Source organism: Isoptericola sp. NPDC057653, assembly GCF_042799955.1.
Lineage (GTDB): Bacteria > Actinomycetota > Actinomycetes > Actinomycetales > Cellulomonadaceae > Isoptericola.
This window is the reverse complement of record NZ_JBHVHP010000001.1, coordinates 785,975-798,925: the sequence shown is the minus strand read 5'-3', so window position 1 is coordinate 798,925 and position 12,951 is coordinate 785,975. Positions and strand designations below refer to the sequence as shown.

At 74.1% G+C, this 12,951-nt stretch carries 11 protein-coding genes; 4 read left to right on the top strand and 7 right to left on the bottom strand.

Annotated elements, in window-relative coordinates; all coding sequences use genetic code 11:
• Nucleotides 1-24: 24 nt before the first annotated feature.
• From ACFU9A_RS03600 to ACFU9A_RS03585, 4 genes are all read right to left on the bottom strand, one after another.
• Entirely contained in the window at nt 25-1,059 is a 1,035-nt protein-coding gene (locus ACFU9A_RS03600) for a LacI family DNA-binding transcriptional regulator (protein WP_430573893.1), read from the bottom strand.
• A gap of 71 nt (nt 1,060-1,130) precedes the next feature.
• Nucleotides 1,131-2,057 (bottom strand): carbohydrate ABC transporter permease, encoded by a 927-nt coding sequence (locus tag ACFU9A_RS03595; protein ID WP_430573892.1) that lies wholly within the window; start codon nt 2,055-2,057, stop codon nt 1,131-1,133.
• A gap of 2 nt (nt 2,058-2,059) precedes the next feature.
• On the bottom strand, nt 2,060-3,034 hold the full coding sequence (locus tag ACFU9A_RS03590) for a carbohydrate ABC transporter permease (protein WP_430573891.1): 975 nt from the start codon (nt 3,032-3,034) through the stop codon (nt 2,060-2,062).
• An 86-nt stretch (nt 3,035-3,120) separates the two neighbouring features.
• Nucleotides 3,121-4,443: an ABC transporter substrate-binding protein gene (locus tag ACFU9A_RS03585; protein ID WP_430573890.1), complete on the bottom strand. Its 1,323-nt coding sequence runs from the start codon at nt 4,441-4,443 to the stop codon at nt 3,121-3,123.
• 197 nt (nt 4,444-4,640) lie between these two features.
• Between ACFU9A_RS03585 and ACFU9A_RS03580 the strand changes: the two genes are divergently transcribed.
• The gene (locus ACFU9A_RS03580; protein WP_430573889.1) at nt 4,641-6,749 is read left to right on the top strand and encodes a beta-galactosidase; all 2,109 of its coding nucleotides are present in this window, start codon (nt 4,641-4,643) and stop codon (nt 6,747-6,749) included.
• A gap of 18 nt (nt 6,750-6,767) precedes the next feature.
• Here ACFU9A_RS03580 and ACFU9A_RS03575 read toward each other — a convergent pair whose 3' ends face one another.
• A complete protein-coding gene (locus tag ACFU9A_RS03575; protein ID WP_430573888.1) occupies nt 6,768-8,099 on the bottom strand; it encodes a serine hydrolase domain-containing protein in 1,332 nt (443 codons plus the stop codon).
• Between the two features lie 143 nt (nt 8,100-8,242).
• Nucleotides 8,243-9,202: a hypothetical protein gene (locus ACFU9A_RS03570; protein WP_430573887.1), complete on the bottom strand. Its 960-nt coding sequence runs from the start codon at nt 9,200-9,202 to the stop codon at nt 8,243-8,245.
• A gap of 131 nt (nt 9,203-9,333) precedes the next feature.
• On the opposite strand from ACFU9A_RS03570, the gene ACFU9A_RS03565 reads away from it, so the two are divergent.
• From ACFU9A_RS03565 to ACFU9A_RS03555, 3 genes are all read left to right on the top strand, one after another.
• The gene (locus tag ACFU9A_RS03565; RefSeq protein ID WP_430573886.1) at nt 9,334-10,545 is read left to right on the top strand and encodes an MFS transporter; all 1,212 of its coding nucleotides are present in this window, start codon (nt 9,334-9,336) and stop codon (nt 10,543-10,545) included.
• A gap of 23 nt (nt 10,546-10,568) precedes the next feature.
• Complete coding sequence (locus tag ACFU9A_RS03560) at nt 10,569-10,961, top strand: YchJ family protein (RefSeq protein WP_430573885.1); 393 nt, start codon at nt 10,569-10,571, stop codon at nt 10,959-10,961.
• Between the two features lie 112 nt (nt 10,962-11,073).
• On the top strand, nt 11,074-11,457 hold the full coding sequence (locus tag ACFU9A_RS03555; protein WP_430573884.1) for a hypothetical protein: 384 nt from the start codon (nt 11,074-11,076) through the stop codon (nt 11,455-11,457).
• A 57-nt stretch (nt 11,458-11,514) separates the two neighbouring features.
• Here ACFU9A_RS03555 and ACFU9A_RS03550 read toward each other — a convergent pair whose 3' ends face one another.
• Nucleotides 11,515-12,891: a nucleobase:cation symporter-2 family protein gene (locus ACFU9A_RS03550; protein WP_430573883.1), complete on the bottom strand. Its 1,377-nt coding sequence runs from the start codon at nt 12,889-12,891 to the stop codon at nt 11,515-11,517.
• Nucleotides 12,892-12,951: the final 60 nt, after the last annotated feature.

The window sequence follows — 12,951 nt, the reverse complement described above, 5'->3', positions numbered from 1 at the left end:
GCCGCGACGCCGTGGGCGTGGCGCTCAGGCCGACTCGCGCACCACGAGCGAGGTGGGCAGCGTGATCGCGGCGGGCTCCTGGCCGTCGACGACCTCGAGCAGCAACCGCACCATCTCGGCGCTGATGCGCTCGTACGGCTGGCGCATCGTGGTCAGCGGCGGGTGCAGCTGGGCGGCGACCCCGGAGTCGTCGAACCCGCCGACGGCGACGTCGTCCGGCACGCTGCGGCCGGCGGCCTGCAGGGCCACGAGCGCCCCGGCGGCCATGAGGTCGGAGTGCACGAACACGGCGTCGACGTCCGGCCGGCGCTCGAGCAGCTCCGCCATCGCGAGGCGGCCGCTCTCCCGGGAGTAGTCGCCGTGCGCGACGAGCCCGGCGTCGTAGGCGTCGCCGAGCACGTCGCGGTAGCCCTCGAGCCGCAGCACGCCGCCCGGGGTGTCCATGGGGCCGGTGATGGTGGCGATGCGCCGCCGGCCCGAGTCCCACAGGTGCTGCGTCATGGTGCGGCCGCCGGAGCGGTCGTCGGCGGCGACGTAGCCGACCTTCCCCTCGTACCCGAGGGGCACGCCGCACGCCACGGTGGGGATCTCGTGCCGCAGCAGCTCCCCCATCATCGGGTTGCCGCGGTGGGAGCTGATCAGCAGCACCCCGTCCACGTGCCCCGCCTCCATGTACTGGGCCACCCGCCGCCGCTCCTCCGCCGTGCCGGCGACGAGCAGCACCATGGGCATCTCCCGCTCGGCGGCGGCGTGGGTGGCGCCGCGCAACAGCAGGGAGAAGTTCGGGTCCTCGAACAGCAGGTGCTGCTCCTCGGTGAGGAGGAACGCGACCGAGTTGGCCCGCCCCGTCACCAGGGAGCGCGCGTGCGGGTTGGCGCGGTACCCGGTGGCGCGGATCGCCTCCTCCACCGCGGTGCGCGCGTCGGGCGAGACCCAGTGCCCGCCGTTGATGACCCGCGAGACCGTGCCGCGCGACACGCCTGCCACGGCCGCGACGTCGCGGATCGTGGGGCGCTTCGCCCGGCCGTCGTCGGACCCGTGCCCACCCGTTCCGTCCACGTCGGTGAGTGTATTGACCCGTGTCGAACCCGCCCGGCCCGCGGCGGCCCGCGCGGGGCGGGGACGGGTGGTCACGACTTCACCGCGCCGGCGGCGAGGTCCACCTGCCAGAACCGCTGCAGGGCGAAGAACAGCGCCACGAGAGGGAGGATCGACAGCAGCGCGCCCGTGATCACCAGGGTGTACATGGCGGGCTGGCTGGCGCCCTGGTTGAGCAGGCCGGACAGGCCGACGGTGATCGGGAACAGCTTGTCGTCGCCGAGCATGATGTACGGCAGCATGAAGTTGTTCCAGATCGCGACGAACTGGAACAGGAACACCGTCACCAGGCCGGGCACGAGCATGGGCACCGCGACCTGGAAGAAGGTGCGCGACTCGCTCGCACCGTCGGTGCGGGCGGCCTCGACCACCTCGTCGGGCACGGCGGCGGCCGCGTAGATCCGGGCGAGGTAGATGCCGTACGGGCTGATGATGCTGGGCAGCAGCACCGACCAGTAGGTGTTGGTGAGGTTGAGCTCGGCCAGCAGCAGGTACTGCGGGATGGCGAGCACGATGGCGGGCACGAGCACCCCGGCCAGCAGCACGTTGAACACGGCGTTCTTGCCGGCGAAGGTGTACTTCGCGAGCCCGTACCCGGCCATGGCCGACACCAGGGTGGACAGCGCCGCACCCACGCCGGCGTACAGGGCGGTGTTGAGCATCCAGCGCCAGAAGAGGCCGTCGCGGTAGGCGGCGAGGTCGCCCACGTTCTCGGCGAGGTGCGTGGACGGCGCGAAGGTGAAGGTGGAGAACAGCTCCGACCCGGACTTCGTCGAGGCCACGACGACCCACACGACGGGCAGCAGGCAGTAGAGCGCGCCCAGCAGCAGCACGGCCGTGGCCACGGGCGACGGGCGCGCGCCGGCGCCGCGCCAGGTGCGGCGCGGGCTCCCGGAGCGCCCTCGCGCGTCGGGGGCCGCGGGCGTGCCGGCGGGGAGCGGGCTGGTCAGCGTCGTCATCGTCACTTCTCCTGACCGAAGGCACGGGCCTGCACGAGCCGCAGGAAGCCGAACGAGAGCACGAAGGTCGCGGCGGCGATGATCACCGACGTCGCGGCGGCCGAGTGCAGGTCGCCGCGCGTGAACGCGTCGCGGTAGACCTTCATCAGCGGGGTCCAGGTGGTCGAGATCGAGTTGCTCAGCGGCCGCAGCGTGGTGGGCTCGGCGAACACCTGCAGGGTCGCGATCATCGAGAAGACGGCCGTCATGATGATCGACGGCGTGACGATGGGGATCTTGATCCGCCACGCGACGGCCACCTGCGACGCGCCGTCCAGCTCCGCGGCCTCGTACAGCTCCGACGGCACCGCCTTGAGCGCCGTGTAGATGACGATCATGTTGAAGCCGGTGCCGCCCCAGACCGCGATGTTCGCGACCGCGAACATGACGAGGTCGCCCTCGAACAACGACGGCACGTCCCAGCCGAGCGCGTCGAACAGGTCGTAGAACGGGCTGACGCCGGGCAGGTAGAGGAAGCCCCACAGCAGCGACGAGATCACCGCGGGCACCGCGTACGGCAGGAAGATCGACGTCCGCGAGAACGTGCGCGCCCGCGCCCGGCGCGAGTCGAGCAGCAGCGCGAACAGCAGGGCCAGGCCGAGCATCGTGGGCACCACGAGCAGGCCGTAGAGCGCGACGCGGCCGACGGACGCGAGGAACTCCGGGTCGCCGAGGGCGGACGCGTAGTTGGACAGCCCGGCCCACACCTCGGTGCGCGACCCGGATCCCAGTCCCAGCCCGCTCACCTTCTCCGTCCGGAACGACAGGTACACGGCGTACCCGATCGGCAGGGCGAGGAAGAGGACGAACAGCGCGATCGCGGGCGCGAGGAACCCCCACGGCGCGAGCCGGCGGCGGCCCGAGGTGCTCGGGCCCGTGGTGCGGACCGGCGGGGGTGCGGTGCGGCCGCCCGGCGGCGCGACGGTGGACGTGGTCATCTCTGCTTTCCCTCGGTGGGTGCGGGACCGGACGGCGTGGCAGGGCCGCCCGGGGGTGCTGTTACCGGCCCGGGCGGCCCGCGACGTCACTCGTCGACGTTGAAGCCCTGGTTCTTCAGGTCGTCGAGCGTGATCTTCTGCATCGCGTGGACGGCGTCGACGAACGCGCCGGCCTTCTTGGCCTTGGTCGCCTTCGCGAACTCGTCGTTGTACGCGGAGTAGGCGACGTTGATGTTCGGCCCGTACGTGAACGGCTGCACGGTCTGCGCCGTCTGCGCCGCGATCTCGTAGAAGTCCGCCTGGTTCGAGAAGAACTCCGGCGGGTCGGTGAGCACGGTGCTGCTCGCGGGGACGTCGGCCGGGTAGATCCCGGTCTCGTCGACGAGCGCCTGCACGGCCTCCGGGTCGGTGTTGAGCCACGTGATGAACTCGGCGGCCTGCTCCGGGTGCTCCGACTGCGACGTCACGGCGGTCGCCGAGCCGCCCCAGGCACCGGTCGCGGGCGCGGCCGCGTCCCACTGGGGCATGGGCGCCATCTTCCACTTTCCGGCGGTGTCGGCGGCGTTGCCCTCGAGGACGCCCGGGGCCCAGATCGCGGACAGCCAGCCCACCTGGGTGCCGTCGTTGAGGGCGGCGTTCCACTCGGGGGTGTACATCGGCTTGTTGTCGATGGCGCCCTCCTCCACGAGCCCGCCCCAGTACTCGGCGACCTTGGTCGTGGCGTCGGAGTCGATGTCCACGGACCAGGCGTCGCCGTCGATCCCGTACCAGGACGCGCCCGCCTGCTGGGTGAGCCCGGAGAACCAGCCGGCGTCGTTCGCGGAGAACGTGCCGAGGTAGGCCTTCGGGTCGGCCTCGTGCACCTTCCGGGCAGCGTCCGCGTACTCGTCCCAGGTGGTGGGGACGTCGATGCCGAGCTTCTCGAAGATGTCGGCCCGGTAGTAGAACTGCATGGGCCCGGAGTCCTGCGGCACCGCGTAGACGGCGTCCGACCCGAGGGTGACGGCGTTCCAGACGCCGTCGGCGAAGTGCCCGGCGACGTCGTCACCCAGGGAGCCGGAGAGGTCCGCGAGGGCGTCCGAGGACACGAGCTGCGGGATCTTCTGGTACTCGGCCTGCATGATGTCGGGCGCGCCCGAGCCGGCCTTGATCGCGGTGAGCAGCTTGGTGACCGCGGGGTCCCCGCCGTCCTGCTTGTTCACCGTGACGGTGATGTCGGGGTGGTCGGCGTTCCAGAGGTCGACGACCTTCTCCATGTTGGGGGTCCACGTCCAGAACGTGAGCTCGACGGGTCCCGTGGCCGACGCGCCGTCCGAGCCGGCGTCGTCGCCGCCGCCGGAGCAGGCGGACGCGACCAGCGCGGTGGCAGCGGCGAGGGCCGCGATCCGGGTGCCTGTGGACAGGCGCATGACTCCTCCTCGTCAAGGACCATCGCACCGCCGCCGCGGGCGGAGGCCCGGGCGACTCACGACAGTGTGGCTGTGCACGGTCACAGTAGCCGGACGCCGCCAGCGATTGTCAACTTCGGGTTTCGTGGTGTTACCTAGTCGTTGCGCGGCCACGCCGCCTGTGACCGCGCACAGCATCGACGCGAGGAGCGCCTCCCATGCCCGACGCCACGCCCCACGGCGCCCCGTCCTTCGAGGCCACGGCCTCCGAGGCCGCCACCGGGGCCCGGCCCGCCCCGTTCCGCCCCGGCCCGGACTTCGAGGGCTGGCTGCCCGGGGTCGACCAGGTCTGCTACGGCGGCGACTACAACCCCGAGCAGTGGCCGGAGGAGGTGTGGGCGCAGGACGTCGACCTCATGCGGCAGGCGGGCGTCAACCTGGTCAGCGTCGGCATCTGGAGCTGGGCCCTCCTCGAGCCGCGGGAGGGCGAGCACGACTTCGGCTGGCTCGACCGCCTGCTCGACCTGCTGCACTCGGCCGGCATCCGCGTCGACCTCGGGACCCCCACGGCGTCGCCGCCCGCGTGGTTCTTCCGCACCTACCCGGACTCCCGGGTCGTGACGCACGAGGGCACCGTGCTGGAGTTCGGCTCCCGCGGGGCCGCCGCGCCGTCCTCCCCCGCGTACCGCCGGGCCGCCACCCGCATCGCGGGCGCGCTCGCCGAGCGCTACGGGCAGCACCCCGCCGTCGTGCTCTGGCACGTGCACAACGAGTACGGGGCGCCGGTCTCCGACGACTACTCCGAGCACGCGCAGCGCGCCTGGCGCCTGTGGCTGCGCGCCCGGTACGGCACGCTCGACGCGCTCAACGCGGCCTGGGGCACCCGGTTCTGGGGCCAGGTCTACGGCGAGTGGGAGCACGTCGTAGCGCCGTCGGCCACGCCCACCGTGGCCAACCCGGCGATGCGTCTCGACTACGCCCGCTTCACCGACGCGATGCTCCGCGCGTGCTTCGTGGCCGAGCGCGACGCGATCCGCGCGCACTCCGCCGTGCCCGTCACCACCAACTTCATGGCGACGGCGTGCCCGGCCACGGACCTGTGGGCCTGGGCGCGGGAGGTCGACGTCGTCTCGGACGACCACTACCTCACCGCCGCGGACCCCCGCGGCCACGTGGGCCTGGCGATGGCCGCCGACCTCACACGGTCGGTCGCGGGCGGCAAGCCGTGGCTCCTCCTGGAGCACTCCAGCTCGGCCGTGAACTGGCAGCCGCGGAACGTGGCCAAGCGCCCCGGCGAGGAGCGGCGGAACGCCCTGTCGCACCTGGGCCGCGGCGCGGACGGGATCCTGTTCTTCCAGTGGCGGGCCTCGCGCAGCGGCGCGGAGAAGTTCCACTCGGCGATGCTCCCCCACGCCGGGACGGGCAGCCGCGTGTTCCGCGAGGTGTGCGAGCTCGGGGCCGAGCTCGGCCGCCTCGGCGAGGTGCAGGGCTCGCGCGTGCGGGCCGACGTCGCGCTGCTGTGGGACTACGAGTCGCACTGGGCGCAGGACCTCGAGTGGCGGCCCAGCGTGGACGCGTCGCACCGCGAGCGCACCGAGGCCTTCTACGACCGGCTGTGGCGGGACGGCCTCACGGTGGACATGGCCCACCCGGAGCAGGACCTGTCCGGCTACCGGCTCGTCGTCGCACCGGCGTCGTACCTGCTCACGGCCGACGCGGCCGCCAACCTCACCCGGTACGTCGAGGGCGGCGGCACGCTGCTGGTGAGCTTCTTCAGCGCCGTCGTCGACGAGCACGACCGCGTGCACGAGGGCGGGTACGGCGCCCCGCTGCGCCGCGCGCTGGGCCTGACGGTCGAGGAGTTCCTCCCGCTGCGCGACGGCGAGACGCTGGGCGTCGTCGGGCTGTCCGACGGCGCGCTGACCGGCGACGTGTGGGCCGACGACGTCGCGCTCGACGGCGCCGAGGTCGTCGCGACCTACGCCGGCGGGCCGCGGCCCGGCGGCGCGGCGGTGACGCGCCACCGCGCCGGCGCGGGGACCGGCTGGTACGTGTCCACGCGGCTCGACGTCGACGCCCTCGCACCGCTCATGGCCCGCGTGTACGACGACGCCGGCCTCGCCCCGGCGGGCCTGACCGCCGACCTGGAGGTCGTGCGGCGGCACGGGGCCGACGCCGTCTTCACGGTCGCGATCAACCACGCCGACGCCGACGCCAAGCTGCCCGACGTCGCCCCGGGCAGCAGCGACCTGCTCACGGGCGAGGACGTCGCCGGCGCCGTCGTCGTGCCCGCCGGCGGGGCGCGCGTGGTGCGCAGCCCGCGCTGACCCTCGGCGCGGGACCCGTCAGCAGGTCGCGAGCAGGGCGGGGACCAGGGCCGTCATGAGGTCGGACCCGACCGAGGTGAGGTCGCGGCCCGTGAGCGCCACGGTCACCTGGCGGTCGGCGTCCGGGGAGGTCAGCGTGATGCTGAGCGTGCCGAACGACGCGCCGTCGTGCCCGTACAGCCACGCGCCGTCCTGGCACGGGTCGGGCAGGCGGTAGACGCCCAGGCCGTAGTCGGGCAGGACCTCGCTGCCCACGGTGCGCGGCGTGAGGACGTCGGTCACGGTCGCCGGCTCGAGCAGGTCGCCGGTCACGAGCGACTCGGTGAAGCGCCGCAGGTCCGCCGTCGTGGACGTCACCGCGCCCGCCGCGCCGAACAGGCTCGGGTCGAAGGGGTCGAGGCCGTACCAGCCGGCGCCGAGCTCGCCCGTGTACGCGGCCTCGTGCAGGAACGGCCCGCGCAGGCCCGGGTCGTCCGGGAACGCCGAGTGCCGCATCCCGGCGGGCCCGAACACGCGCTTCTCGAGCAGCCGCTCCACGCTCTGCCCGGTGGCACGCTCGAGCGCCGCGCCCAGCAGCACGTAGCCCGCGTTCGAGTACGCCACGTCGGTGCCCGGCGCGAACAGCCACGGCAGGTCGTCCATGGCGGCGAGGTGGTCGGCGACCGGGTACTCCTCGCCGAGGACCTCGAAGAACTCGTCGAGGTCCTCCGGGTCGGTCATGCGGCTCGCGGCGAGCGCGGACAGGTGGTCGGGCAGGCCGGAGCGGTGCGTGAGCAGCAGCTCGAGCGTGACGTCGTCCTCGTACGCGTCGGGCACGACGGCGGCCGCCTCGGGGACCACCTCCACCACCGGGGTGTCGAGGGTCCACGTGCCCTTCTCGACCTCCTGCAGCACCAGCGTCGAGACCATCATCTTGGTGTTGCTCGCCGCCCGGAACCGGTCCTGCGGCCGCGCCGGGCCGCGCCCGTCGAGGCGGCGCGTGCCCTCCGCGCCGCTCCAGTGCAGGCCGGGCGCGTCGACCCGGCCGACGACGCCGACCGGGACGCCCGCCACGGTGTCCGCGAGCGCCTGGTCCAGGGCGTCGCGCGCGCCGGCGGTCGCCGCGGCGTCCTCGCTCGGCGCGACGAACGTGCGGGCGCTCGCCTCGCGCCGCGCCTGGGCGACCGCCTCCGCGACGGCGCGCGCGACGGACGACGAGTCCTCGTCCAGCGCGGGCGCCGCCGCACCGGCGGGCGTGCCGTCCCCGGCCGCGGCGGGGGCTGCTCCGGCGGGGACGGCACCGAGGGTCAGCGGCAGCGCGAGCGCTGCGGCGGTCGTGACGGTCAGGGTCGTGCGCATGCGACGGCGCATGGGGTCTCCTCGTCTTCGCGGTCGGTGCTCCCACCGTCGCAGCCAGGACGGGCCGGCGGATCCGTCGGACGACGGAGATCCGTCGGGGTCGTCTCCCCCGAAGGCGGGACCGCGGAGGTGGTCCGGCGCGGCCCCGGCGCGGCCTACCTCGGCCGGTCCCGGGCCACCTCGGCGAGGCGGGCGGCGGCCTCGTCGCGGCGGCGGGTGGCGTCGGCGAGGGTGCGCTCGGCGCGCTGGCGGGCGACGACGGCGCCGCGCAGCTCGGCGTCGACGGCGGCGGCCTCGTCGTCCAGCTCGGCGAGGCGGCGACGCGCGGCGTCGCGCTCGGCGTCGGTGCGCCGGGCCACGGCCTCGATGCGGCCCACCTCCGCGGCGGCGGTGCCGCCGGCGTCGCGGGCGGCGGCGACGTCGTCCTCGGCGTCGGTGAGCTCCTGCTGCGCCCGCTCGCGCGCCTCGCGGCGGGCGGCGTCGTCGGCCGCGTCCGCCGTCGGGCGGCCGCGCCCCTTCTTCGCGGCGGGGAGGTCGGGCACGGCGTGCAGGTGCCGCGGCGGGGCGTCGTCGTCGACGGGAGCGATGCCGAGGGCGTCGGGGACGGCGACGGCGGACGCGACGTCGGCGCGCCCGATGCCGGTGGCCTGCAGCGGGCCCACGAGCAGGCCGCCGCGCACCGCGCGCCCGGCGTCGGGGTCGATCATCGCGGCGGTGAGGGTGGACTCGACCTGGGCGAGGACCGCGCCGGACACCGCCGCGCCCGCGTCGACGGCGAGCGACCGGGCGCGGGCCGCGACGGCCGCGACGAGCTGCCGCCGCTGGCGGGTGAGCTCGCGCAGGCGGGGGCCGTCGAGGTCGTCCTGCGCGGCACGGAACGCGGCGCCGAGCTCGACCACCTGCTCCACCTGCTCGGGGTCCGCGCGCGCCAGGAGGTTGACCACCCACGCCGCCGTCGACGGCTTGCGCAGCCGCTTCACCCGGTCCGCCGCCTCGTCCTGGCCGTCGGAGCGCAGCGCGGCGGCGCGGGCGTCGCGCGCGGGGACGAACTCGCCCGGCTCGAGGGCGTACAGCGCCCCGGCGACGTCCGTCAGCACCTCGGGCAGCGTGGGCACCCTCCGAGAATCCGGAAGCCCCGCCGCCGCCGCAACCCCACGCCCCGATCCGTCAGGCCCGGCGCGTGGCATACCGCACGCGCATCCTGACAACTCCGGGGTCGCGGGAGCCTAGGATCGTTTCGATCCCCATGACCGAGAACCTTCCTCCCGCGCCGGCGTCCGCCATCACGCCCCCTGTCGACGAGCGTCGCGCCACGATCATCCTGGTCGCGATGGCGCTGTCGACGTTCCTGTTCGTCACCGTCGAGTCGCTGCCGTCCGGCCTGCTCACGCTCATGGCCCCCGACCTGGGCCGCTCGACCTCCGAGATCGGCCTGCTCGTCACCGGGTACGCGCTGGTGGTGCTCGTCACGACGGTGCCGCTGGCGCACTGGGCGCGGCGGTTCCCGCGGCGCTGGGTGCTGTCCGCGTGCGCGGGCGTCGCCTCCGTCGCGACCCTGTGGGCGGCGCTCGCGCCCAGCTACGAGCAGCTGCTGGTCGCGCGCCTGGTGACGGCGACGGCGCAGGCGCTGTTCTGGGTGGCGGTGGTGCCGGCGACGACGGGGCTGTTCCGGCCGGTCGTGCGCGGCAAGGTGATGGCGCGCCTCGCGCTGGGCAACTCGCTGGCGCCGGTGCTCGGCGTGCCGGCGGGCACGTGGCTCGGCGAGAACACGTCGTGGCGGTGGACGTTCGCCGCCGTCGCGGCGCTGTCGCTGGTGGTGACGTTCGTCGTCCTCGCCCTCTTCCCCACGCTCGCCCCGGCGCAGGGCGGCGCCAGCCGCGCGCCCCACCCGAACGCGCGCCGGTTCGGGTTCCAGATGGTCACGACCGGGCTGGTGCTGACCGGCGCGTTCGGCGTCATCACGTTCGTCACGCAGTACTTCATCGACGTCACCGGGTTCGTGCAGGCGGACATGCCGCGTCTGCTCCTGCTGCAGGGCGCGGCCGGCGTGGTGGGGGCGATCGTCGTCGGCCGGTTCATCGACGCGCGGCCCGTGGCGGTGCTGCTCGTCGCGCTCGCCGTGCTCACGGTCGCGCTGGTGTCGCTGTGGGCGTTCGGCGAGCAGCCCGTGGCCGCGGTCGCGTCGCTGGCGCTGTTCGGCCTCTCGTTCTCGTGCGTGCCGCCCGCGCTGTCGCACCGCGTGATGCTGGTGTCACCCGGCTCGACCAACATGGGCGTGGCGATCTCGTCGTCCATGTTCAACGTGGGCATCGCGGCCGGCTCCGGCCTGGGCGCGGCGCTCGTCGCGGCCGTGGACGTGCGCGTGGTGCCGCTGGCCAGCGCCGCCGTCGTGCTGCTCGCCCTCCTCGTCGCCCTCGCCGAGGAGCGCTTCAACCCCCGCCTGCCGGTCACCCGCTGACCGGCCCACCGAGGAGGACCGCCGTGCACGACGACGACCGCTGCCCCTGCGGCTCCGGCGACACCTACGGCGCGTGCTGCGGCCCGCTGCACCGCGGCGAGCGCCCCGCGCCCACGGCGGAGGCGCTGATGCGCTCGCGCTACAGCGCGTTCGCGGTCGGCGACGCCGCGTACCTGCGCGCCACGTGGCACCCGCGCACCCGGCCGTCGTCGCTGGAGCTCGACGACCAGGAGTGGCGGCGCCTGGTCGTCCTCGCCACCCACGCGGGCGGGCCGTTCGACGACGGCGGCGAGGTCGAGTTCGTCGCGCAGTACCGCTCCGCCGCCACCGGCGGGCGCGGCCGCCTGCACGAGGTGAGCCGGTTCGTCCGCGAGGCCGGCCGCTGGTTCTACGTGGACGGCGACGTGCAGGGCTGACGGCCCCGCCGATCGAGGCCCGAGAGAACTGATCCAGATCCGGACCCATCCGCACGTCGGAGGGCACCGAACCCCGGGTGCCCGAATCAACCGACAAGATGGAGGCACCATCATGCGCAAGATCTGGACCAAGTCCGCGGTCGTGACCGGTACGGCCGCCGCCCTCGTTCTCGGAGGCGCCGCCGCGGCGAGCGCCGACACCGGCGACCACTCCGAGAGAACGGACCAGACCGAGACGCACGTCGACGACAGCGGCAACGTGTCGCTCGACGACATCCTGAACGGGGTCGTCGACCTCGGTGACGTCGCCAGCGGCAACGCGGTGCTCAACGGGGTGGACCTCGACGTGAACGAGGTGCTCAGCGGCATCCTCAGCGGCAACGACTCGGACGTGAGCGTCGACCCCGACACTGACGCCGACGTCACCGCCGACACGGACGCGTCGTCGAGCGGTTCCGACGAGGACGGCGGTCTGCTCAGCGGCCTGCTGCGCTGACGGATCCCGCTCCTCGGAGGTGTGGCACCCACCCGTCGGGTGGGTGCCACACCTGCGTCAGCGGACGGCCCCGGCGCTCTCGGTCTCGGCGTCGGGTTCGTGCTGTGACTCGTCGGGCCCCGCGGCCGGGCGCGGGCGGAGCTGGTCGCCGTTGAGCAGCAGGTTGAGCAGGATCGCGGTGATCGCGCCGGCGCTGATGCCGGAGTCGAAGATCAGCCGGAACCAGGTGGGGAGCTCGGCGTAGATCTCGGGGCGCACGGTCGGGAGCATCGCGACCCCGAGGGACACGGCGACCACGAGGATGTTCCGGTGGGTGAACGTCACCGTGGTGAGCGAGCGGACGCCCGACGCGGCGACCATGCCGAACAGCGCGATCCCCGCGCCGCCCAGCACCGCGGAGGGCACGCCCTCCACGACCGCGCCGACCTTCGGCACCAGTCCCAGGACGACGAGGATGCCGCCCGCCATCGTCGCGACGAACCGCGACCCCACGCCGGTGAGGCTCACGAGGCCCACGTTCTGCGCGAACGCCGTGTAGGGGAAGGTGTTGAAGAGGCCGCCGAGCACGGTGGAGAGCCCGTCGGCGCGCAGCCCGTCGCCGAGCCGCTGCCGGGTCACCGGCCGGCCGGTGATCTCGCCGACGGCGATCATGTCGCCGGTCGTCTCGGTCATGATCACGAGGCCCACGACCAGCATCGACACGACGGCGGCCGGCGGGAACGTCGGGAGGCCGAAGTGGAACGGCGTCACGAGGGCGAACCACCCGGCGTCGCCGACGCCCGACCAGTCGACCTTGCCCAGGGGCAGCGCGACGAGCGTGCCGAGCCCGAGCCCGAGCAGCACGGAGACGCGCGCCAGCGCGGGCGGCGCGAACCGTTCGACGAGCACGACGAGCAGCAGGGTCCCGGCCGCGAGCGCCAGGTCGGTCGGCGTGGCCGACTCGCCGTTGTCCGTGATCCACCCGGCGGCGACGTCCATCAGCGAGACGCCGATGACGAGGATCACCGTGCCGGTGACGATCGGCGGGAAGAACCGCAGCAGCGCCGAGAAGAACGGCGCGACGAGGATCATGAACAGCCCGCAGGCGATGGTGGCCCCGAAGACGGCGGTGATGTCGTAGGTCGTGCCGATGGTGATCATCGGGCCGACCGCTGCGAACGTCACCCCCTGCATGAGCGGCAGGCGCACCCCGAACCGCCAGAACCCGAGGGACTGGATGATCGACGCGATGCCCGCGACGAACAGGTCCGCGCTGATGAGGAACGCCAGGTCCTGCGCGGAGTAGCCGAGCGCGCCGCCCACGATGAGCGGCACCGCGACCGCCCCCGCGTACATCGCGAGCACGTGCTGCAGCCCCAGCGGGAACAGCCGCGCGAAGCGCGGCACCTCGTCCACGGGGTGCCTGGCGGTGGTGCTGGGTGATGCGTCGGACATCGGTCGTCCCCTTCCGTCACCGGGCGCCTGGGCGGCGCGTCGGGACGACGGTAGGGAGCG

Bases quoted from the DNA above. Each gene is read 5' to 3' on its own strand.
- ACFU9A_RS03595 (WP_430573892.1), bottom strand. From the start codon at position 2,057: ATGACGACGCTGACCAGCCCGCTCCCCGCCGGCACGCCCGCGGCCCCC.
- ACFU9A_RS03590 (WP_430573891.1), bottom strand. From the start codon at position 3,034: ATGACCACGTCCACCGTCGCGCCGCCGGGCGGCCGCACCGCACCCCCG.
- ACFU9A_RS03585 (WP_430573890.1), bottom strand. From the start codon at position 4,443: ATGCGCCTGTCCACAGGCACCCGGATCGCGGCCCTCGCCGCTGCCACC.
- ACFU9A_RS03580 (WP_430573889.1), top strand. From the start codon at position 4,641: ATGCCCGACGCCACGCCCCACGGCGCCCCGTCCTTCGAGGCCACGGCC.
- ACFU9A_RS03575 (WP_430573888.1), bottom strand. From the start codon at position 8,099: ATGCGCCGTCGCATGCGCACGACCCTGACCGTCACGACCGCCGCAGCG.
- ACFU9A_RS03565 (WP_430573886.1), top strand. From the start codon at position 9,334: ATGACCGAGAACCTTCCTCCCGCGCCGGCGTCCGCCATCACGCCCCCT.
- ACFU9A_RS03555 (WP_430573884.1), top strand. From the start codon at position 11,074: ATGCGCAAGATCTGGACCAAGTCCGCGGTCGTGACCGGTACGGCCGCC.
- ACFU9A_RS03550 (WP_430573883.1), bottom strand. From the start codon at position 12,891: ATGTCCGACGCATCACCCAGCACCACCGCCAGGCACCCCGTGGACGAG.